We start from the raw sequence: 20,761 nt of genomic DNA on the forward strand, positions 1-20,761 counted from the left end.
CTATCCCTCCTCAATAAAAACACCGTCTTTAAGGTATACCACTTTTGTTGCATATTTTTTTAGGTCTGGATCATGAGTAACCATAACAATAGTTTTTCCTTGTTTATTTAGTGAACTTAATATGTTCATGATTTCATTACTTGTATTAGTATCCAATGCACCTGTAGGCTCATCAGCAAATATTAATTGAGGATCATTAATAAGCGCTCGTGCAATAGAAATACGTTGTTGCTGACCTCCAGATAACTCATTTGGAAATTGCTTTATTTTATCTAATAATCCAACCATTTTTAAATTATTTTCAACTCTTTTTAATCTTTCTTTCTTTCCTAATTTATTATCATAAAGAAGAGGTAATTCTATATTTTGACAAATATTCAAATTATTTATCAAGTGAAATTGTTGAAATATAAAACCTATATTTTTGTTACGAAAATGGGATCTTTCAACTTCTGTTAAATTTGTAACATCTTTTCCATCAAAAATATATTCTCCTTCATCAAACTTATCTAAAAACCCTAAAATATTTAACAAGGTTGTCTTTCCACTCCCTGACTTACCCATTATCATTACAAAATCTCCATGCTTAATTTCCAGGCTTAACGACTTTAAAACATGCAATCTATTTTTTCCTAGTCCATAGTATTTTTGTATATTGTTAAGTTTGATAAAGCTATTCAATTTCCTGACCTTCTTTCATCTCACTATTTATAACTTCTACAATTTCATCTTTTTCTTTTAAGCCTGATGATACTATTGTTGATTTCCCTTTTTCTCCTTTTGTTTTTATATCTTGCTTAACAAGTTTATTATCTTTTATTAAATAAACATATTTTTTACTTCCTTCTGTCTTAACAGCTGAAGTAGGTATCTCTATCAATTTTTCAGTATCTTTTAATTTAACTTGAACATGATATCCATTTACTACATTTTCTTTAGAGTCTAAACTTATTGTCACTGGATAATTAGCAACCTGAGATGTTGATACTGCTCCCTCTGTTGGAACAACTTGCTCTTCTGGATCGTAGGAAATATCAAGTATTTCACCTTTTACATTTTTGTCATTTGCTAATACCAGTATATCTACATCTTGATTTAATTTTGTTTTTTCTAAATCTCTCTCTGATACTTGTGCTTTTACATATAAATCATTACTTTTTAATTTTAATAAAACTTGATTTTCACCCTCTGCTGCTTTACTTGAAACACTAACTTTTCCTGCAAATGGAGCATATTCATGTGTATATTCTTTTTTCTTAAGTTTCTCTATTTGTTTTTTATTACTTTTTATTTGGTCTTCTATAGAAGCTCCTACATTTGGATTCATGACATCTGTATTGTTTTGAATTTCATTATTTTTAGGTTCACTACTTTTATTTTTTTCTTTTTTTAAATCTGATATTTGATCTTCTAAATCTGATATTTGATTTGCTATTTCTTCATTTTTATATGTTATAAGCAAACTTCCTTTACTTACAATTTCACCATTTTTCTTGTTTATTTCATAATCTGAACCCTTACTTATGTCTTTATAGAAAATTTTAGATTTTGACGGTTCTACAACTCCACTGAAAAAAGTTTTTTTATTTTCAGGAATTATATACCTTTTAATGGCTTGCTCTTCCTTAACTTTTTTATCTTTGCTTTTATAAGCTAAGAAACCTATGGCTCCTCCCCAAATAACTACTAATGCTAACCCTATAGCTATGTGCTTTTTTTTCATTTTTCCCTCCTACTATTAACTTTACAATTTAAATCCCCATTTTTAAATCTACATAAATCTTTAAATTTCATACTACCATATACATTTTTATAAAAATCAAAAATGGACTAAAACATGGTTTTAATGGAGTAAAATGTATATTTTTGTTATTTCACTCCACTAAATAGTAATGTTAGTCCACTTTCTACTTTTATATATACTTTTATGTTAGCATTCATGTAAAGTAATTCTAATTTCTAAGGTATATTATTTAACGTTCTTAAATAGCAGTGCCGCTTATATGCTAATTTATTCAAATTAGCACTACCCTTAAATTGAAATTACTTTTTTTGTGTAGATTTTTAATCTTACTTTTAGCAAACATACTATCGTTAAAAAGTGAGATAATAAATGAGTATCTTAAGAAAAAATTTATCTTAATTGAATTCAGCGATTATCTCATACGAAGTTCTAAAATTAGAACACATAATGGTCTAATTTTAAAAATTTAATAAAAAATAGTTAGTCATATTAATATAACTAACTATTTTTTATTATCTCATCTGCAATTAATTTACTTCCTTTTACTATGACGGACGCTCCGTTACCTGGATGAGTTGAAGACCCTATAAAATATAAATTTTTAACACTTTTTGATTTTATATGTGGTCTTAAATACCCTATCTGACTAATGTTATGAGCTATACCAAATGCACACCCTTTATAGGCATTAAAATTAGTTTCCATATCCTTAGGAGTTAAGTATTTTTCGTAAATAATATTTTCTTCTATATCCTCCATCCCCTTAATTTTAGTTATCGATTGCATAACCTTATCTCTAAAATTTTTTACTAGTCTTTCATTCCATTCAATATTCTCATGCTCTAAATTAGGTACTCTAATCATTATATTTAAAATTTCCTTAGAATCTCCACATACACTATGATCTATTTTACTAGGACAATACATATAAAAAGAAGGTTTATCAGGCAAATTACCTTTAAAAGGGGCTTGTATATTTTCTTTAAAGTTTTCTCCAATATATATATTATTAACTTTTAAATTTTTATATTTTTTATTTAATCCTAAATATATGATTAACGTGGAACATGACAGTCTAAGTTTTTCAATTTTTTTATCTTTATATTTATCTTTATTCACATCTTCCTTTATTAACTTTTTTATTGCATATGGAAAATCTGCATTACATACTACGATATCTGATGAATATTTTCTATCACTAGTGCTTACCCCTTTTACTATTCCTTTATCTATTAAAATTTCATTTACGTCTTTATTTATATATATTTTTCCACCCATTTCACAAAATAATTTCTCTAAAGATTTTATATACGAATACATACCTCCCTTAATATACCAAAGTCCATATAGTTGTGATATAGCTGGAATTAAAGTATATAAATTAGAATTTTCATATGGATCTATTCCTATATACATACATTGAAACAGTAAAAAATCTCTTATTTTATTATCTTTTATATATCTAGACGTATACTTATATGAACTTGGAATTGGATTTAATTTAATTGCAGTTTTTACAGATTCAAAGTTTAAAATTTCTTTTAAATTTTCCATAGGTTTATTTAAAAAATTTTCATTTGATAAAATATATTTGCTATATGAATTTGATATGTACTTTAAATAGTCTACTCCTAAGTTACAATCTATAGATTCTAAAAATTTTATAGTTTTAGAAATATCACTATAAAATTCATAATTAGTATTATCTTGATAAAAAACTTTGTACATAGTATCTAATTTTACTAAATCTATATACTTTGAATAATCTTTATTTACATAATTGAATATCTCAATATAATTTTGAGGTGTCATGAGTATGCTAGCTGTTAAATCAAATTTATCACCCTTATTTTTAATTTGATTTATTTTTCCACCCACTGTACTTTCTTTTTCTAAAATATTAACTCTATAACCATTTTTTAATAATCTTATTCCTGTTGTTAGTCCACCTATTCCTGCTCCAATTACTATAACTTCCTTCATATTTTTCCCTCCTTACTTTACTTAATATTATTTCCATTAATTTGAACTTTATAATTATGTATTTATATATAAATTTATATTTCCCAGGAAACTTTAAATTTATTTTTTTCTAATGAGCATAATATCAATTAGGAGGTGATTTTTATTAAAACAAAAATGATTCTTTTTAGCTTTTTAGTTTTTTTTATGATGTTTTGCATTAATTCCTATGCCGATACTCCTGATAATAAAGAGTTCAAATTAGAGCCACTACCTTATTCTTATGATGCTCTTGAACCTTATATCGATAAGGAAACTATGATTTTACACCATGATAAACATCATCAGTCATATGTAGATAAGTTGAATAAAATACTTTCCACTCATCCAGAAGTTAAATATAAAAGCTTAGAACATCTTTTATCTAATCCAACTACACTTCCCCGCGATGTAAGACAAAGTATTATTAATAATGCTGGTGGAGTTTACAATCACAACTTTTTTTGGACTATAATGAGTCCTAACAAAGGTGGTCAGCCTAAGGATGAACTATTAAAAGCTATAGAAAAAGATTTTGGTTCCTTCGAATCTTTCAAAGAAAAATTTAATAAATCAGCATTAAATACCTTTGGGTCTGGGTGGACTTGGTTGGTTTCTAATGATGAAGGTGAGTTAGCTATAATGTCTACTTCAAATCAAGATTCTCCTATTACATCAGGAATAAAACCTATAATAGCTATAGATCTTTGGGAGCATTCATATTATCTTAAATACAAAAATGAACGTAATAAGTATATAGAAAATTGGTGGAATGTAGTTAATTGGGAACAAGCAAATAAAAACTATTTATCTAAATAAAAAGAAGTAGCATTAATTATGCTACTTCTTCTAATTTTTCTTCATTCTCTTGTTCTTTAATATTTTTCTTTTTCTCTATTTTTTCTATTACTCTATCTATCAATAATCCATTTAAAACTATAACTAACATAGAATATATTCCTTTTTTAAGTCCAAAAGTGAATCCTCCCATTATAGCAACAAATAAATCCACTATTAAAAGTGATATTCCTATATTAAATGTAGTATATTTATTTAATATCTTAGCTAAAATGTCTGTACCTCCAGTAGATGCGTTCGTTGCAAAAACCATAGCTAGACCTATAGCTGTTACTAATGTCCCTACTATTACAGCCGCTAGTAAATTTGTAGTTAAAGCTGTTGAGTTTAAAATTTTATCCATAAAATCTATTACTACAGACAACATAAAACTTGCATATATTGTTTTTAATCCAAAATCTCCACCTATTAAAATAAATGATATTGCAAACAGTATTAAATTACCTATAAATATTATAATCCCCATAGATACACTAGGTACGTAATGATTTATTATAAGAGCTAAACCACTAAGTCCTCCTCCAGCTATATCATTAGGTGCAAAAAAGTACTGTATCCCAATAGCAACTAAGATTACTCCTATCGTTACAACAATATATTCTTGTAATCCTTTAATAAAATCTGATTTTTTCATGTTTAAGACCTTCCTTCGTTGTCAATGTTTTTAAACGCAATTATTAGAATATCAAATTTTTAATGTTTTTGGTAGTAAAAGTCTTAGCATTTTTGTATATTTTTTTATATTTTATAAAAAAACTCCCATTTATAATGTATGCTGTTTATTTTTGTTATTTTTTTAGAAAATTTGATTTTCGATTATCATTTACAATCTTTAATATTGAAACTTAAAATTATATTAGTACAAATTTATATTAGGGGGATAAATTATGAGTTTAGATATAAGTTCAAAAAGTAAGGCACTATCCACTTTTCTTAACGAAAATCTTAACGATTTAAAATCTAAGGGTCTATATAATAAAATCGATTCTCTTCAAAGTTCTAATGGTCCTATCATTCAAATAAATGGAAAACATCTAATCAACCTTTCATCTAACAATTATCTTGGACTAGCTACAAATAAAAATTTGATAAATGCTACCATTGAGGCTACAGAAAAATATGGAGCTGGTGCCGGTGCAGTAAGAACAATAAATGGTACTTTAGAAATCCATGATATTTTAGAAAGTACTATAGCTAAATTCAAGGGTACAGAATCATCTATAGCATTCCAATCTGGATTTAACTGCAATATGGGAGCTATTCAAGCTGTCATGGACAAAAACGATGCAATTTTATCAGATGAACTTAACCATGCATCAATAATAGATGGATGCAAACTTTCTGGATCTAAAATAATAAGATTTAAACACTCAGATATGAATGATTTAAGAGAAAAAGCTAAACAAGCTCAGGAAAGTGGATTATATAAAAAGATAATGGTTATAACTGATGGAGTTTTTTCTATGGATGGAGATATAGCTAAACTTCCTGAAATAGTTGAAATAGCTGAAGAATTTGACTTAATTACTTATGTTGATGATGCTCACGGTTCTGGAGTTACGGGAAAAGGAGCTGGAACTTGCAAGCACTTTGGTCTATCAGATAAAGTTGACTTCCAAATAGGAACACTATCTAAAGCTATAGGTGTTGTCGGAGGATATGTTGCAGGTTCTAAAGATTTAATAGATTGGTTAAAGGTGAGAGGTAGACCTTTCTTATTCTCAACATCTCTTACTCCTGGTGCTGCTGCCGCTTGTACCGAATCTATAAATATACTTATGAACGATGATACTTTAGTTCAAAAAGTTTGGGAAAATGGAAATTACCTTAAAGATGGATTAAAATCTTTAGGATTTAATATAGGAAATAGTCAAACACCTATAACTCCATGTATTATCGGAGATGAATCCAAAACTCAATTATTTAGTAAAAGGCTCCTAGAAGAAGGTGTTTATGCTAAATCAATAGTATTCCCTACTGTTCCTAAAGGCACAGGAAGGGTTAGAAATATGCCAACAGCTGCTCATACAAAAGAAATGTTAGATGATGCTTTAAGTATTTATGAAAAAGTAGGAAAAGAATTAGGAGTTATTAAATAAATTTTTTAATTTTGTAGGGGGTAATTATATGAAAAAAATTCTTATCACTGGAGCTCTTGGTCAAATAGGTTCTGAGTTAACATCAAAACTTAGAAAGGAATATGGAGTAAGCAATGTTTTAGCTACTGATGTACGTTCAATAGAAGAAAGTGAAGTTGTGAATAATGGTTTATTTGAAACTTTAGATGTTATGGATGTTGAAGCTATGGGAAAACTAGCTAAAAAACACAATGCAGATACTATAATACATCTGGCATCTTTATTATCTGCAGTAGGAGAACAAAAACCTCAATTTGCATGGAAATTAAATATGGGTGGTTTAGTAAACGCTTTAGAAGTTTCTAAAGAAACTAGTGCTACCTTATTCGCACCTAGCTCTATAGCTGCATTTGGACCTAATTCTCCAAAAGATTTAACTCCTCAGGATACTATACAAAGACCAAATACTATGTATGGAGTAACTAAGGTTTCAGGAGAATTGTTATCTGATTATTACTTCCATAAATTTGGTGTAGACACAAGAAGTGTAAGATTTCCTGGACTTATATCCTATGTAACTCCTCCTGGTGGTGGAACAACTGATTACGCAGTTGATATATACTATGAAGCTTTAAAAAATAAAAAATATGAATCATTTATAGCTGAGGGTACTAAAATGGATATGATGTATATGCCAGATGCTCTTCAAGCTGTCGTTGACCTTCTTGAAGCTGATAGTTCCAAATTGATTCACAGAAATGCATTCAATATAACAGCTATGAACTTCTCTCCTGAAGAGATAGCAGCTGAGATTAAAAAGAATATGCCTGAGTTTGAATTTAGCTATAATGTTGATCCAGTTCGCCAATCTATAGCTGAATCTTGGCCTAATTCTATAGACCCATCTTGTGCAGTTAATGAATGGGGATTCAAGTTTGAATATGATTTAAGAAAAATGACTATAGATATGCTAGAAAAATTAAGTGAGAAAGGTATCGGTAAAGAAAGGGTTCATAACGTTTAGAATATAATTAAATAAGCTGCCTCTAAATTTTTATAATAAATATTACATATGATGAGGCAGCTTATATTTTATTTACTTAATATTTTCTGTCCTATATCCAATATCCTTATTAGCTAACTTATAAGCTTGTTCTATCATATCTTGCTTGCTTTGTCCTTTTCCTATTAAACTATCTATGCTAATTTGATTTCTATCTTCAAAATACTTATTAAGCAAATCTTCCTCTATATCATCTTGAGTAACTAAAGTTCCTTCATGTAATATGTACTTAACATCTAAGCCCTCATTTTTTAAAAATCTACCTACCATAATACTTCTATGACATCTTATAGGTTCTTGCATTGCTCCTAATAATACTATTCTATATCCCATATCTATTCCGTTTTTGATTCGTTTTACTCCGCTCAAAAATATATCCTCTTTTACAACCTTATCAAAATCTGCATATCCTTCATTGTTATATGATTCCTTACTTCCTCTTTTGGCTCCAAATTCTTCACCCATATAAATATATGTATATCCATCTTTTTTTAAGGTTTCTCTAAAATATTCTTTGTTGTACTGTACATTATATTTAGAATATGGTGTTTCTCTTATATCAACAATACAGTTAATATTATAATTTTTAATCATCTCAATAAATTTTACATAAGGATAGTTTGAATGCCCAATCGCAAAAATTTCCATAACTTCATCCTCCTTAGGCATAATCTAGTAAAATACTATTTAAATATATTAGTATTTAATACATCTGCATTCGCATAATTTTTTAGTAAATTACTTCTATACTCCCAATAGATACTGATTCACACTTATTTTTTAATATATCGTCAATTTTTATACTTACTAAATTTAACACCCCTTTAATTAATCTATAACTCTATCTTCTGTAATTATAGCTGTTATTTCTTCTAAAGTTGCAAATTTATAAAACTCATCATAGTTAAATTTTTCTTTTTCCATAACTAAATATATCTTCGTTGAACATTCTATTATAGTTTTCTTTGTATCTCCATCTTCTAAATATATTGTACTTACATACCCAGTTTCTTTATTAATTCCACCTAATCCTATAAAAGCTTTATCGTATGCAAATTTTCTAATATATCTATCCGCTGCCGCCCCTACTATAGCTCCTATTTCTTTATTAAATTCTCCACCAATACAAATAACTTTTATATTATTATTCATTCTTAGTTCTATAACAATTTCTATCATGTTTGTTACAACAGTAATTGTTTTATTAGTATTGTTTAATTCTTTTGCAATTTCTAAGTTAATTGTTGAAACATCCAAAAAAACTATATCTTTATTTTCTATTAAATCAATTGCCTTTAATGCAATTAATTTTTTCTCTTGAGTATTTATATTTTTTCTTTCATCAATATTCTTGATATCTATATGGTTTTTCTGAGCAATTGCCCCTCCATATACTCTTATTAGATAACCTCTAGATTCTAACTCTTTTAAATCTTTTCTTATACAATCTTCTGTAACCTCAAATAATTTCGATAACTCTTTAACCTTTACTCTTCCATTCTTTTTAATTATACTTACAATATTTTCATATCTTTCCTCTAAAAACAAATGTTTTCACCTCTTTGTTACATTTTTATTATTTTATATTATTCATTATTATTTTTTATTGATTCTTATTTATTCTTATATTATACTAAAAATATAATATTAATGATATAAATAGCGTTATAAGTTAATTCTTAGCGTGATATTTTTATTATTATATTTATATATTAAAAAGCACTAATCTTAAAAGATTAGTGCTTTTTAATTTTAACTATGCTTTTTTAACAACGCTAGATTTTAATTTCATAGCTCCGAAACCATCTATTTTACATTCTATATCATGTCCATCTGCTGCATCTGGAACTAGACGTATACTCTTTACCTTTGTTCCTATTTTTATAGAAGATGAACTTCCTTTTACTTTAAGATCTTTAACTACTGTTACAGCATCTCCATCGTTTAATACATTTCCGTTTACATCTTTTATAACAACTTCTTTTTCAGCAGAATCTTCTGGATTCCATTCATGTGCACATTCTGGACAAACTAAAAGACTTCCATCTTGATAAGTATATTCTGAATTACATTTTGGGCAATTTGGTAAATTTTCCATATTTATTCCTCCGTTCACAATTTTATTCCTAATCATTCATAGGTATATATAATATCATAGTCTTATCATATTTACAAATTTTCATCCAATTTGACCTTAAAAAACGATATATTCGGTTATTTAACTCATAAATTCATTATATTTCTAAATATACAAATCTATTTAAAGATATTATATAAATTTAATAAAATTATCGATAAAGTTACACTATTAAAAATTTTAATTATAGATTTTTCAGAAACAGCTTTATTTATTTTATATCCAATAATGCCTCCCAATACTCCTCCTACAAGCATATATGGTAACATGTCCAAATTATAACTTGAAAACCCTGTAGTTCCTGCAATTGAAATAATTTTAGATCCTTGAGAAAAAAATATAACTAAAATTGAATTTCTAGCAGCTTCATTAGCTGTCATAGAAAATAGTATTGTAAATGCAGCTACATTTATCGGACCTCCTCCAATTCCTAAAAATGCAGATATTGCACCTAAGAATAAACCTAACAACCCAATCGCTAAAATATTATTGATTTTATAAGATTTTATATTATCTTTATTTCTCATATATAAAAATACTGATATTAACAATATTATTATAATTATACTTTGTATATTATTAATTAAACCTATATTAATATCTTTTGATAATATAAAACTCATAAGCTTTTGACCTATTATTCCTCCTACTACAGATCCACTTGCAACTACTATAGTATTTTTAGGATTTATCTTATCTTTTTTCTTTAACTGGTAGAATACAGTTACTATAGACATTATAAATATTGTTGAAGATGATAGTAAATTTATTGTTGGAAGTGCATAATCTCCTAGTGAGTCTAAGACAGGTTTAATTATTATACCTCCTCCAAGACCTGCTGAAGAACCTAATATAGTTGAAAAAAGTGCCACTAAAAAATACATAATTTGCATTTTACCTACTCCTATATAATATTTTAAATTTGTGATTCTAGTTAACTGTTTTATACCCTATATTTTAAATCACTAAATTTTAATTACTTTCCAGAGTCTTTAAGTTCTAATAAATCCGTCGGAAATGCTTCAAATATTTTCTGTCTTAATAAATATTCATTATTAAATCTTAATGACCATGATTTAATAATTGATAAAGGTACTAAAAAAGGTACTTTTTCTTCTTGATACATTTGTAATGAATCTAAGAAAAAAGATTTTTCTTCTTTTGATAATGAATCTAAAAAATATCCTAACAAATGTAATAGCATATTAACATTTCTTCCTTTGTTTGTTCTATTACTTAAAGCGCTTCTCAATATAGTTTTATATTCTAACAAGCTATCTTCTATATTTTTTTTATTAGCTTTTGCTACAATCCTACCTAATTCTTTTTGTTTCGAAGGACTATAAGCCATTAATAAATACTTATAATCACTTTGAAAATCAATTAAGCTTTTAACTGAATTTTTATTTATTACATTTTCAAAATCTAAATCCACAAAAATTCTAGTTAAAAAATGCTCTCTTATATTAAAATTACTCAGCCTTCCTTCATCTTCTATAGCAACATCCTTAAATCTTTCAATTAAATCCCCTGCAAACAATCCACTCACTTTTTTAGGTAAAGGAGCTACTTTTCCAAAATCCTTATAAATTTTACAATCTTTTATAGCACATGAAGGAGATTTGCTTTTTAAAATAACTCCATTTATCTTCTTTTCTTCTATAGAATTTAAAAAACTATTAGAAAAATCATTCATATTTAAAGTAAAATCTTCTCCTGTTTTTGAATTTAATAATAATATTTTCTCTTCTTTTTCAACTAATCTTAAAGCTTCTCTAGGACATCTAAGTCCTATTTCCATTTCTGGACATATATCAATAAAATCAACATGTTCTTTTAGTTTTTCTATAAATTTATCTTTTACCATACTTCCATCGTATCTACAATGTTCATGCTCTATACATCTACTTATTAATACTAATGGTTTTCTCTTTTCCATTTTTTATTACCCCCAAATCAAATTGTATAGTAATTATTTAAGCTCTACATTTTAAATTTGTAACACCTATATAATTTAAATGATCAAAAACAAATCTAGAAATTTCATTTTTATGTCTTGTTTTAAAATTATAAAACTTTAAGTTGTATAAGTAATTCCCACTTCCATAATTATTTCTTTTCTTTATAATTTCACTTTGTATATTATATAACTTTCCATCTATATCTATTTTTAATTCTATTATTTTATTTATGGGCATATCTTCATAAGTTTCCATAAGCATTCCACTGCAACTTAAATTTAACGTATTCGCATCATACTCAATATTTCTTAATTTCTCAGTTTTAAACTTGCAGTCTATTATTATTGGCAATCTATGATTTTTTCGTCTTTCTTTCTTTTCAATTGGAGAAATTATTAATCCTTTATAAAAATATATATCTTCTCTTATTATTTTTTCAGTAATTAATATTTTAGTTTTAAATAACTCTATTTGATTTATTAAATCTACTTGTATAGTGCTTTTATTTTCAAATCTAACAATTTCATATTGATCAGTAGGACATCTAAATATGATTTCTTTATCTTTAATGCTCTCTACATAACTTGTATAAATTCGTCCTTTATATAAAGTCCTTATACTTAAATCCATATCCTTTAATCTTTCTTCATATCTAACAATAGATTTTTCTAAATTTTTTTCTGATTTTTTACTAAATAAATTAAACATAACTTATCCCCCTAGTTCATTTCTAAATCACCCAAGTTCAGTATAATAATTTATATTTATATTGTAAATAACTTAAATAAAAAGCTAGAAGATTATACTCTCCTAGCTCTTTATTTAATATCTTTTTCTTTTATATTTAGCAATAAATATTGTTGAAATTAATAATATAATTAAGCTTATAATTGAAACCCCATAGTAAGTCCATATGTTTTGTTTATTATTTTTCATATTTGGTGGCATCATCTGCTTATTATCATTTTTATTCTCATTATTCATAGCTTCTTGAGACTTTTCTTGATTATTTTCGTCAGCTTGATCTTTTTTGTTTATATCTTTATTTTTCCCCATATTTTGTTGCCCTAATGCAGGTAAATTTAAAGTTGTTACTACATTTCCGTATTCTGTAGATGATTGTTCTCCATTTAATTGAGCCTGAACGCTCTTAGCTCTATCTTTTCCAAAAGTTAAAAGTTCAGTCACTCCAGTTTTATATTCTTCATAATTATAGAATGCTGTAGCATCTTTTTTTACATAATTACTAATTAATTTATTTATCTGAGTAACTCTATTGTTAAATGTGCCACTGCTAAAATAATTATCTGATATTTGTTTTAAATACTTATGATAAATCTCTTTATAATCATCATTTTCTAAAAGTTTACCTATAAGAGGAGCATCTTCTAAATTGCCTGTAACAGGTGAATCAATTGGGAAGTTTATAGCTTTTTCCCCATCCTTAACAGCAAAGCCTCCGAAGGACATGTTTAAATCCCATGGTAATATCTCCGATACTCCATCTTTTTCATATAGATAGTAATTATGATACATTCCTCCTGAATAACTATCTAAATTAACTAAAAATGTATTCACTGCAAAATATTTTAAAACTTCATCAACATTTAAGTAATTTTCTATATTTTCACCAGTTTTAAGACTTTCCATTAAATCAATAATGTTTTTGAAATCTTTATCTGTTGTATTTTTAAAAACTGCACTATCTCTTAAAATTGAGTAACTATCTACATCGTCATCTATATATTTTAAATCTGCACCTTGGCTATCTTTATTTCCCATCTTAGGTGCTCCACCATTATCTTCATCTTCACGTGAAACATTTTGATTTTGTACAATATTAGGAGCATCTCCATTCATATCTGGAGGTACTTCATCCATTTTAGGAATATTCCCATCCATGTTTGGAGGGTTATCACCCATTTGTGGCTTGTTTCCATCCATATCTGATTTTTGTATTTCTCCATTATTACCCTTATTGCCACCCATATTCATTGTTTCTGGCTTATATAAATTACCACTTATTTCTCCATAATTTTTCTCAATAAACCTTTCATCTATAACTTCTACACCTAAATATAATCCCCAATCAGAACCATTTATTTTTATGTCTGTATAAGAATATTCTGGAGTTGCTATGCCTAGAAAGTTATATATATCATAAGAAATAGCTTCTTTCATATAAGTAGCATCCGATATATTATTATTTAAAGCTAATTTTCTAATTCCATGATATGTTTGTCCATCAACATATTGTCCAAAATCAATTTTTATACTGTATCTATCCGTAGTACTATCATTTGCCACAGAAGTTAAACTCGAGTTGCCCTTAGGTCTTATTCCAACATTATTAAACGTTTCTCCGTTTATAGTTACATCCGCACTTTTATATTCCTCTTTTGTTGCATTTTCTAAAAGCCATTTCCAATCACTTTCTTTAATTTTTATGTCTATACTAGTTATACTATTTTTATCTAAAACATCTTCTGTATTAGAAATAGCTTCTATATCAGTTTTATTTTTTGGTATGTATATAGACACTACAATAAATACTACAGATAATATAATACTTATTACAGATATATATTTACTTTGTTTGTCGTTTATCATTTTGTTTCACCACCTTATTTGCAATAAGTTAGTCTACTATTACTTTTAAGCCATATAATCTCCATTGTAGCTTACTAAAACTACATTCGAAACTCCACTTATACACGATATTTCATTTACAAAGTTTGTTGTAATATTCTTCAACTTAACTTCAACAGTCATCTCTATTCCATTTGTTGGTGAAACAGTTTTAGACTTAACACAATACTTACTTACACTACTTCCTACTTTTTCTAATATTTTATTTTCACTATTATCACTATCACAATTTACAACTAATATGTATGGATTATCAGTTGTTTCTTTGTTTGCAAATAGAACCATTATAATCCCTATAAAAATAGCTCCTAACACAGCTAGTGGTATTAATCCCGCTCCTAATACTATTCCTTCACTAATTGACCAAAATAAAAATGCTATATCCATAGGTTCTTTTACTGCACTCCTAAAACGAACTATAGATAACGCACCAACCATACCTAATGAAAGTACGACATTAGACGTAACCCCTAATATAATTAATGTTGTAATTAATGTAAGAGCCATTAAAGACATACTAAATGTTGATGAGTACATAACTCCCTTAAATGTTTTTTTATAAACTTGCATTATAAATAACCCCAACACAAATGCAAGTGACATCGCTATTAACATATCTAAAAATGATATTGATGTCATTTTTTCAATAAAACTTGATTTAAAAATATCACTAAAATTTACTGTTTGATTAGACATTATTTTTCCTCCTAATTTTTATCCATATATTCTAGATGCTGCATATTTTGAAATAGCAGTCGCTCTACGGTTATTAGTTTGTATGATATCTTGTATTATCTCTGGTAGATATTCATCAAACTTCACTTCTAAAACTATTACATCCTTATCTATAGACCCTATAGTGGGTAAATTATTATCAAATAAATTAGTACTTTGAATTCCTGTTCTAATTTTTTTATCAAATGTTATTCTTACATTTCCCATCTTATATACATAAGCTTCTCTTGTATAATCAACTATACTTTTAGGTCTCAACAACTCTGACTTAATTTTAGAATAAAATTCAATAAATAAAGGCTTATTGCTTTTAATTAAAAAATCTATATCTCCTTTAATTAAGTTTTCACATTCTTCCTTAGTTATTAATTCGCTATCTTTAGAGCATAATCCATTAACTTTTGATTTTTTCTCTAATTTAATAAAAGAATAGTCATCGTTGTAATATCTTAACCTGAATTTTTCTCTTACACTTATTCCATTAATTTTTTCCATCAGAACTTTATCTCTAAAGTTATCAAAGTAAAGACTTCTAATTTTATATTCTCTTTTTTCATTTGAATTTTTATCTACACTCATTATTTGAGTTAGTCTATTTTTAATAGCTAAATAATCTGATGTGTTTATATAATGTTTAATTTCATGTCTAAACTTTTTTTCTTTCATAATTTCACCCCCTATCTGTTCGAAATCAATATTATATAAACAAACTTAAATTTACCTAAAACTTTATTATTCTGAAAAATTTATTCATATTTTATAGAAATATATTTTTTTAATGTCATTTATTAAATAATAATCATAGCTTATATTAAATATAAAAATTTTTAGAAGGTGGTTAAAATGGAAGGAATAAATATAAATATAGAAATTTATACCAATGAAAATAATTTTAATTTACACCCAGAAATAGCGGCTACAGTTAGTAAATCAGTCAATCCAAGTACAGTAAATTATGAAGAAACCTTTATCTATACAATAAATGCATCTTTTAGTGGATTGGGTGATTTTGGGCCTATACTTGATGCTTATATAATTGATCTTATACCTGAAGACATCGAAATTGTAACTCTTCCTCCAGTAGGTGGAATAATCAAAGATATAACTACAAATTATGTTCCTGGAACAGGAACATATATAAAATTTGATTTTGGCCCAATAACTAATCTTGGAGTTGCTTATGTATTTGACTTAGAATGTAAGTTTGCATTATCTGCACCTAATAATAGTTCTTTTGTAAATAGTGTAGATTTAACTGTTACTCAAGAATCTAAAGTAACAAATCTTTCTGCAGATTCTCCACCAGTAAATTTAGTTGCCATTGCAGATTTTCAAATTAGTAAATTAAAAAGACTTCCTACAATAGATCCTGGTCCTGGAAGTAGGCTTGTTTATGTAATAGATTTAAAAAATCTTGGAGACAGAGGCGCTTGTATAAACAATGTTGCAATTTCAGACTTATTACCAAGTGGAGTTTCAATTGATCCGTTATTCCCTCCATTTGGGGAAGACATATCCCCTGGACCATTTCAAGATCCTAAATATGATCAAACACTTAGTCCACCATTTACTAATCCTGTTGTATTCAATTTATCTGGATTAGGACCATACTGTGGTACAGATTATAGAATTACAATAACTACTTTAGTAGATGCAAACATTGCAAGTGATCAAATTGAAAATAAAGTAAATTGGTCTATAGATGGAACTGATCAAAAAGAAGTCACTTTAACTACAAATATTATAGGTGCAATATATTCTTCTTCTATAACTAAATTCGCTCCTACTTATGGAACTACAGTTGCTCCCGACAATAAAATTAGTTATGCATTAAGTTTTAGTAATAATGGAAATCAAGACTTATCAAATGTAACTGTTATCGATACAATTCCTCTGGAAGTTACTCCAAATAGATTATTTACTGGAAGATATGGTATAAGTAGCATAGACTATCTACTTACAGGAACGTTACAAATAGATTATAGTACTGACAACCAAGCTACTTGGTTGCCAATACCACCATTAACATTTGATCCAGCTATAGGCGAGTGGATTCCTCTACCTACTTCCCCTAAAATAACAAATATTAGATTTAGGTTCTCTGATTGGACTTCAGGAGTAGGTCCATTAAATTCACCTAGAATAGATGGAACTATTGATCCTGCAGCTACTGGATTAACCATAGATAATACTGCGAGTATAACTTGGACTCAAGGTCCTGGACCTTATTCTGATTCAGATACAAGATCTACAATACTAGACGGTCAGGCTTCCTTAAATTTGCGTAAATCTAGAGTAGGTACTAATGCTGCAGTTGTTCCTGGAAATATAATTACCTATAGATTAAATTTTAATTCTGGAAATTCTACAATTAATAATGCAGTTTTAACTGACTTACTTCCTGAACAAGTAGAATATGTATCACCTGTAGGAACCGTAAATTCAACTTATTATAATTACTTTAATGGAAATGGAGGGAGCTCTCAACCGCTAACATATAACGTAACTCTCACTCCAAATTATGCAGGATCAGGTAGAACACTAGTAACATTTGCTATCACATCTCCAACTGTGTTCCAACAAAATTCTAATATTTCTATAGATTTTAAAGTTAAAGTTAAAGTTGGTGCAACTGGAGTTATTTCTAATAATGGAGAAATATATGCATCAAACAATGCTGATCCTGCTATACCTTTTGTAAGCAATACAGTAAATACTAATATTTCATTTATTAATAGTTTAGCTTCTGATAAAAAAGTAAAAGGTGCTCTTGACTCTGACTATACTGAATTCCCTCAAAAAGGAAAAACTTTTAATGGAGGAACTCTAGAATATAAACTTACACTTTCAAATACAGGGAACCTTAATCTACAAGAATTAGAGGTAGTAGATATATTCCCACATATTGGAGATACCGGTGTAATATTAATTGATAATCCTAGGGGCTCTGAATTTAAAGTATTTCTTACAAATACACCAGATATAACTATAACTAGTACAGATCCTTTAATGCCAACACCTACAGTACAAATACAATATTCACAAAGTTATGATCCAGTACGATTTGGGGCAACTAATAACACTATAGGAACTGTAAATGATTGGACTTCTATAGCTCCTTATCCTATTGATCAAGTAAAATCAATAAAACTTATTATTTCTGGATCTCCTTTAAAACCAGGTCAATCAATTATTCTGTCAATAAAAGCTCAAGTTCCAGTTGGTATTCCAACTACAGTTCCTCCTTTAGTTGCTTGGAACAGTTTTGCACTTAGAGGTTCTTATATAAATCAATTTGGAGCTTTAACTAACTTTTTACCAGTTGAACCTGAAAAAGTTGGTATCACAGTAGAAAACCCTGTATTTCCTGGAAAAATTGGAGCATTTACGTGGCATGATGTACTTGAAAATGGAGTATTCCATCCGGGAATTGATAATGGAGTAAATAACGCTACAGTGTATCTTTATGATGTAGATCCTACACTAAATCCACAAGCTTTACCTATTGCAACATCTATCTCCAATAACGATACTTTAGGAAAACCTGGATACTATTTATTTTCAAATCTACCTGTGAATAAAACTTATTATGTTAAATTCATTCCTCCTGTAGGATACGAATATACTATTCAAAACTTAAATCCTGATGGAAGTAAACCTGATCCGAATAATGGAATTGTAAAGAATATCACACTTACAGATACTAATCCTTCAGTTTTAGATGTTAACGCAGGGTTTATTGATGTTCTTTATGCTCTTACAAATATAAAGCAATGCCTTTATATGATATGTTCTGATGAAATAATAGAATATGTAGATACAGATCAAACTTTTTTATATGTAAGTATAAAAGATTTTTATTTAGATAAATCAAAAGTTGTATATGAAGAATTTTTAGGTCAAATTGTACCGGGTTATTACCTTTATGTAACTTCAGTTGTAGAATTCCATATTCACTATAATGAAGATGATTTTATACAATATGATATACCTTACGAGATAAAAATATTTATACCTGAATATATTTCTGATAATACTTTTTCTATGGATAGTTGCACTGATAATATTCAATTCTATAATTGTAATTCAAACCATACATTCTTAGTAACTTTTGATTTATGTATACGTATCAACTTTGAACAAAATTAATAAAAAAGCAGTAATCTCTTAATCGAGATTACTGCTTTTTATTAAATATATACATAAAAAAGAACTATGATTTTTCTCATCATAGTTCTTAATAAGTTTAATTATAATATTTTTAATTAAACTTATACCGTTACATTATCTATAACATTTATTACATTCATGAGCTTTATACCATTTCTTACATTCATCCCATTCATGACATTCATCCCATTTATGACATTTATCATGTTTGTGGCATTTATCGCATTCATCATACTTATGGCATTTCTTACATTCGTCATGTTTATGACATTTATCACATTCATCATATTTATAGCATTTCTTACATTCGTCATGTTTATGACATTTATTGCATTCATAACATTTATCGCAATTTTCATACCCATAACATTCGTCGCAATTTTGCCATTTATAATATTTATTCCATTCATACCAATCATAGCATTTATGATATTTATCACATTCGTCCCATTTATTACATTCATAACATTTATCGCATTTATGACATTTATTTGAATAAATCATCTTTATATCTCTCCATAGTATAATATTAAGAAATTCTTATTAAAGAACCTCTAGTTTATAATATGTATCCATGTCGAAATGTGTGCTATATTGTCAAAGTTCATAACAAATTAACTAAAAAAGTTTTTAGTTCAAAATGTACTCCCTATGTAATATAGTATTTTAATAAAATTTAAAATATTAGCTCTAATTCATGTTAATATTTTTATTTTTTAAAAAATTACTTGCATAAACAAGTATTTAGTTTTATAATATCCATTATGAATTACTTGCATAAACAAGTATTAAATTTTAAAATAAGATTGGAGACATTTAAAATGAAAACATTAGTAATTATAGCTCATCCTAATATGGATGCTTCAAAAGTAAATAAAGCTTGGAAAAATCACTTAGAAAATAGTGATAATATAACAATCAATGAAATTTATAAATCTTACCCAGATGGCAAAATAGATGTAAAAAGAGAACAAGAATTAGTTAAAGCTCATGATAGAGTAGTTTTTCAATTCCCATTCCACTGGTATAACGCACCTTCTTTACTAAAACAATGGATGGATTCTGTATTTGCATTTGGTTTCTCTCATGGGCCTAATGGAAACAGTTTAAAAGGAAAAGAATTCAGATTAGTAATTTCTGCTGGAGGTCAAGAACAATCTTACCAAGCTGGTGGAGCTCAACACTTCACTATAAGTGAATTAACTAAAACATATGAAGCTATGGCAAAGTTCACTGGTATGAACTACCGACCTGCTTTTGTTCTTTTCTCAACTCATTTATTAAGCGAAGAAGATATAAATAAAAGTGCAGATCAATTGAAAGATATCTTAAACTAAATAATTATATAAAAAAAGAGAATAGTTA

19 protein-coding genes are annotated in these 20,761 nt (G+C 27.4%); 5 read left to right on the plus strand and 14 right to left on the minus strand.

The genetic code is table 11. The features are described from left to right. The 3 genes from ACN6I1_RS14100 to ACN6I1_RS14110 all read right to left on the minus strand — a co-directional run bounded on the left by ACN6I1_RS14100 (window position 1) and on the right by ACN6I1_RS14110 (window position 3,727). Window positions 1-681, minus strand: a complete 681-nt coding sequence (locus tag ACN6I1_RS14100; protein WP_220795805.1) for an ABC transporter ATP-binding protein — start codon at window positions 679-681, stop codon at window positions 1-3. Continuing rightward, window positions 674-1,723 carry an efflux RND transporter periplasmic adaptor subunit gene (locus tag ACN6I1_RS14105; RefSeq protein ID WP_419742256.1) on the minus strand — a complete coding sequence of 350 codons (1,050 nt, stop codon included), beginning with the start codon at window positions 1,721-1,723 and terminating at the stop codon, window positions 674-676. Before ACN6I1_RS14105 ends, ACN6I1_RS14100 begins: the two co-directional genes overlap by 8 nt. A gap of 519 nt (window positions 1,724-2,242) precedes the next feature. Continuing rightward, window positions 2,243-3,727 (minus strand): phytoene desaturase family protein, encoded by a 1,485-nt coding sequence (locus ACN6I1_RS14110; RefSeq protein ID WP_419742257.1) that lies wholly within the window; start codon window positions 3,725-3,727, stop codon window positions 2,243-2,245. Window positions 3,728-3,913: 186 nt separating this feature from the next. Between ACN6I1_RS14110 and ACN6I1_RS14115 the strand changes: the two genes are divergently transcribed. After that, the gene (locus ACN6I1_RS14115) at window positions 3,914-4,564 is read left to right on the plus strand and encodes a superoxide dismutase (RefSeq protein WP_419742258.1); all 651 of its coding nucleotides are present in this window, start codon (window positions 3,914-3,916) and stop codon (window positions 4,562-4,564) included. 16 nt (window positions 4,565-4,580) lie between these two features. On the opposite strand, the gene ACN6I1_RS14120 is transcribed toward ACN6I1_RS14115, so the two are convergent. Beyond that, window positions 4,581-5,237: a YitT family protein gene (locus ACN6I1_RS14120; protein WP_195947978.1), complete on the minus strand. Its 657-nt coding sequence runs from the start codon at window positions 5,235-5,237 to the stop codon at window positions 4,581-4,583. Window positions 5,238-5,490: 253 nt separating this feature from the next. Between ACN6I1_RS14120 and ACN6I1_RS14125 the strand changes: the two genes are divergently transcribed. Beyond that, window positions 5,491-6,702: a glycine C-acetyltransferase gene (locus ACN6I1_RS14125; RefSeq protein WP_419742259.1), complete on the plus strand. Its 1,212-nt coding sequence runs from the start codon at window positions 5,491-5,493 to the stop codon at window positions 6,700-6,702. Between the two features lie 28 nt (window positions 6,703-6,730). Then, entirely contained in the window at window positions 6,731-7,705 is a 975-nt protein-coding gene (locus ACN6I1_RS14130) for an L-threonine 3-dehydrogenase (protein ID WP_419742260.1), read from the plus strand. A gap of 72 nt (window positions 7,706-7,777) precedes the next feature. On the opposite strand, the gene ACN6I1_RS14135 is transcribed toward ACN6I1_RS14130, so the two are convergent. From ACN6I1_RS14135 to ACN6I1_RS14175, 9 genes are all read right to left on the minus strand, one after another. Continuing rightward, on the minus strand, window positions 7,778-8,392 hold the full coding sequence (locus tag ACN6I1_RS14135) for a DUF488 family protein (RefSeq protein ID WP_419742261.1): 615 nt from the start codon (window positions 8,390-8,392) through the stop codon (window positions 7,778-7,780). Window positions 8,393-8,572: 180 nt separating this feature from the next. Further along, window positions 8,573-9,292 carry a DeoR/GlpR family DNA-binding transcription regulator gene (locus ACN6I1_RS14140; RefSeq protein WP_419742262.1) on the minus strand — a complete coding sequence of 240 codons (720 nt, stop codon included), beginning with the start codon at window positions 9,290-9,292 and terminating at the stop codon, window positions 8,573-8,575. Between the two features lie 208 nt (window positions 9,293-9,500). Beyond that, window positions 9,501-9,842, minus strand: coding sequence for a zinc ribbon domain-containing protein YjdM (locus ACN6I1_RS14145; RefSeq protein WP_021428057.1), 342 nt, complete (start codon window positions 9,840-9,842; stop codon window positions 9,501-9,503). A 158-nt stretch (window positions 9,843-10,000) separates the two neighbouring features. Then, window positions 10,001-10,774 carry a sulfite exporter TauE/SafE family protein gene (locus ACN6I1_RS14150; RefSeq protein WP_419742263.1) on the minus strand — a complete coding sequence of 258 codons (774 nt, stop codon included), beginning with the start codon at window positions 10,772-10,774 and terminating at the stop codon, window positions 10,001-10,003. A gap of 83 nt (window positions 10,775-10,857) precedes the next feature. Next, window positions 10,858-11,820, minus strand: coding sequence for a YbgA family protein (locus ACN6I1_RS14155; RefSeq protein ID WP_419742264.1), 963 nt, complete (start codon window positions 11,818-11,820; stop codon window positions 10,858-10,860). 37 nt (window positions 11,821-11,857) lie between these two features. After that, on the minus strand, window positions 11,858-12,550 hold the full coding sequence (locus tag ACN6I1_RS14160; protein ID WP_419742265.1) for a PilZ domain-containing protein: 693 nt from the start codon (window positions 12,548-12,550) through the stop codon (window positions 11,858-11,860). 114 nt (window positions 12,551-12,664) lie between these two features. Continuing rightward, window positions 12,665-14,452, minus strand: a complete 1,788-nt coding sequence (locus tag ACN6I1_RS14165) for a CotH kinase family protein (protein WP_419742266.1) — start codon at window positions 14,450-14,452, stop codon at window positions 12,665-12,667. Between the two features lie 45 nt (window positions 14,453-14,497). After that, window positions 14,498-15,187: a DUF4956 domain-containing protein gene (locus ACN6I1_RS14170; RefSeq protein WP_142729597.1), complete on the minus strand. Its 690-nt coding sequence runs from the start codon at window positions 15,185-15,187 to the stop codon at window positions 14,498-14,500. A gap of 18 nt (window positions 15,188-15,205) precedes the next feature. Continuing rightward, complete coding sequence (locus tag ACN6I1_RS14175; protein ID WP_419742267.1) at window positions 15,206-15,892, minus strand: polyphosphate polymerase domain-containing protein; 687 nt, start codon at window positions 15,890-15,892, stop codon at window positions 15,206-15,208. A 177-nt stretch (window positions 15,893-16,069) separates the two neighbouring features. Here ACN6I1_RS14175 and ACN6I1_RS14180 point away from each other — a divergent pair, with 177 nt between their 5' ends. Then, window positions 16,070-19,375 carry an SdrD B-like domain-containing protein gene (locus ACN6I1_RS14180; protein WP_419742268.1) on the plus strand — a complete coding sequence of 1,102 codons (3,306 nt, stop codon included), beginning with the start codon at window positions 16,070-16,072 and terminating at the stop codon, window positions 19,373-19,375. A 135-nt stretch (window positions 19,376-19,510) separates the two neighbouring features. Here the strand turns inward: ACN6I1_RS14180 and ACN6I1_RS14185 are convergent, their stop codons facing one another. Beyond that, entirely contained in the window at window positions 19,511-19,900 is a 390-nt protein-coding gene (locus ACN6I1_RS14185; protein ID WP_419742269.1) for a hypothetical protein, read from the minus strand. Between the two features lie 317 nt (window positions 19,901-20,217). Between ACN6I1_RS14185 and ACN6I1_RS14190 the strand changes: the two genes are divergently transcribed. After that, window positions 20,218-20,733 (plus strand): NAD(P)H-dependent oxidoreductase, encoded by a 516-nt coding sequence (locus ACN6I1_RS14190; RefSeq protein WP_419742270.1) that lies wholly within the window; start codon window positions 20,218-20,220, stop codon window positions 20,731-20,733. The last annotated feature ends 28 nt before the right edge of the window (window positions 20,734-20,761 follow it).

Origin of the sequence: Paraclostridium dentum, from assembly GCF_048568265.1 — a bacterium.
In the GTDB taxonomy this organism is placed as follows: Bacteria; Bacillota; Clostridia; order Peptostreptococcales; family Peptostreptococcaceae; genus Paraclostridium; species Paraclostridium dentum.

Coding starts and splice junctions, on each gene's coding strand:
- ACN6I1_RS14150 (WP_419742263.1), bottom strand. CDS start 10,774: ATGCAAATTATGTATTTTTTAGTGGCACTTTTTTCAACTATATTAGGT.
- ACN6I1_RS14120 (WP_195947978.1), bottom strand. CDS start 5,237: ATGAAAAAATCAGATTTTATTAAAGGATTACAAGAATATATTGTTGTA.
- ACN6I1_RS14125 (WP_419742259.1), top strand. CDS start 5,491: ATGAGTTTAGATATAAGTTCAAAAAGTAAGGCACTATCCACTTTTCTT.
- ACN6I1_RS14160 (WP_419742265.1), bottom strand. CDS start 12,550: ATGTTTAATTTATTTAGTAAAAAATCAGAAAAAAATTTAGAAAAATCT.
- ACN6I1_RS14170 (WP_142729597.1), bottom strand. CDS start 15,187: ATGTCTAATCAAACAGTAAATTTTAGTGATATTTTTAAATCAAGTTTT.
- ACN6I1_RS14155 (WP_419742264.1), bottom strand. CDS start 11,820: ATGGAAAAGAGAAAACCATTAGTATTAATAAGTAGATGTATAGAGCAT.
- ACN6I1_RS14130 (WP_419742260.1), top strand. CDS start 6,731: ATGAAAAAAATTCTTATCACTGGAGCTCTTGGTCAAATAGGTTCTGAG.
- ACN6I1_RS14165 (WP_419742266.1), bottom strand. CDS start 14,452: ATGATAAACGACAAACAAAGTAAATATATATCTGTAATAAGTATTATA.
- ACN6I1_RS14145 (WP_021428057.1), bottom strand. CDS start 9,842: ATGGAAAATTTACCAAATTGCCCAAAATGTAATTCAGAATATACTTAT.
- ACN6I1_RS14175 (WP_419742267.1), bottom strand. CDS start 15,892: ATGAAAGAAAAAAAGTTTAGACATGAAATTAAACATTATATAAACACA.
- ACN6I1_RS14135 (WP_419742261.1), bottom strand. CDS start 8,392: ATGGAAATTTTTGCGATTGGGCATTCAAACTATCCTTATGTAAAATTT.
- ACN6I1_RS14105 (WP_419742256.1), bottom strand. CDS start 1,723: ATGAAAAAAAAGCACATAGCTATAGGGTTAGCATTAGTAGTTATTTGG.
- ACN6I1_RS14110 (WP_419742257.1), bottom strand. CDS start 3,727: ATGAAGGAAGTTATAGTAATTGGAGCAGGAATAGGTGGACTAACAACA.
- ACN6I1_RS14115 (WP_419742258.1), top strand. CDS start 3,914: ATGATGTTTTGCATTAATTCCTATGCCGATACTCCTGATAATAAAGAG.
- ACN6I1_RS14190 (WP_419742270.1), top strand. CDS start 20,218: ATGAAAACATTAGTAATTATAGCTCATCCTAATATGGATGCTTCAAAA.
- ACN6I1_RS14180 (WP_419742268.1), top strand. CDS start 16,070: ATGGAAGGAATAAATATAAATATAGAAATTTATACCAATGAAAATAAT.
- ACN6I1_RS14185 (WP_419742269.1), bottom strand. CDS start 19,900: ATGATTTATTCAAATAAATGTCATAAATGCGATAAATGTTATGAATGT.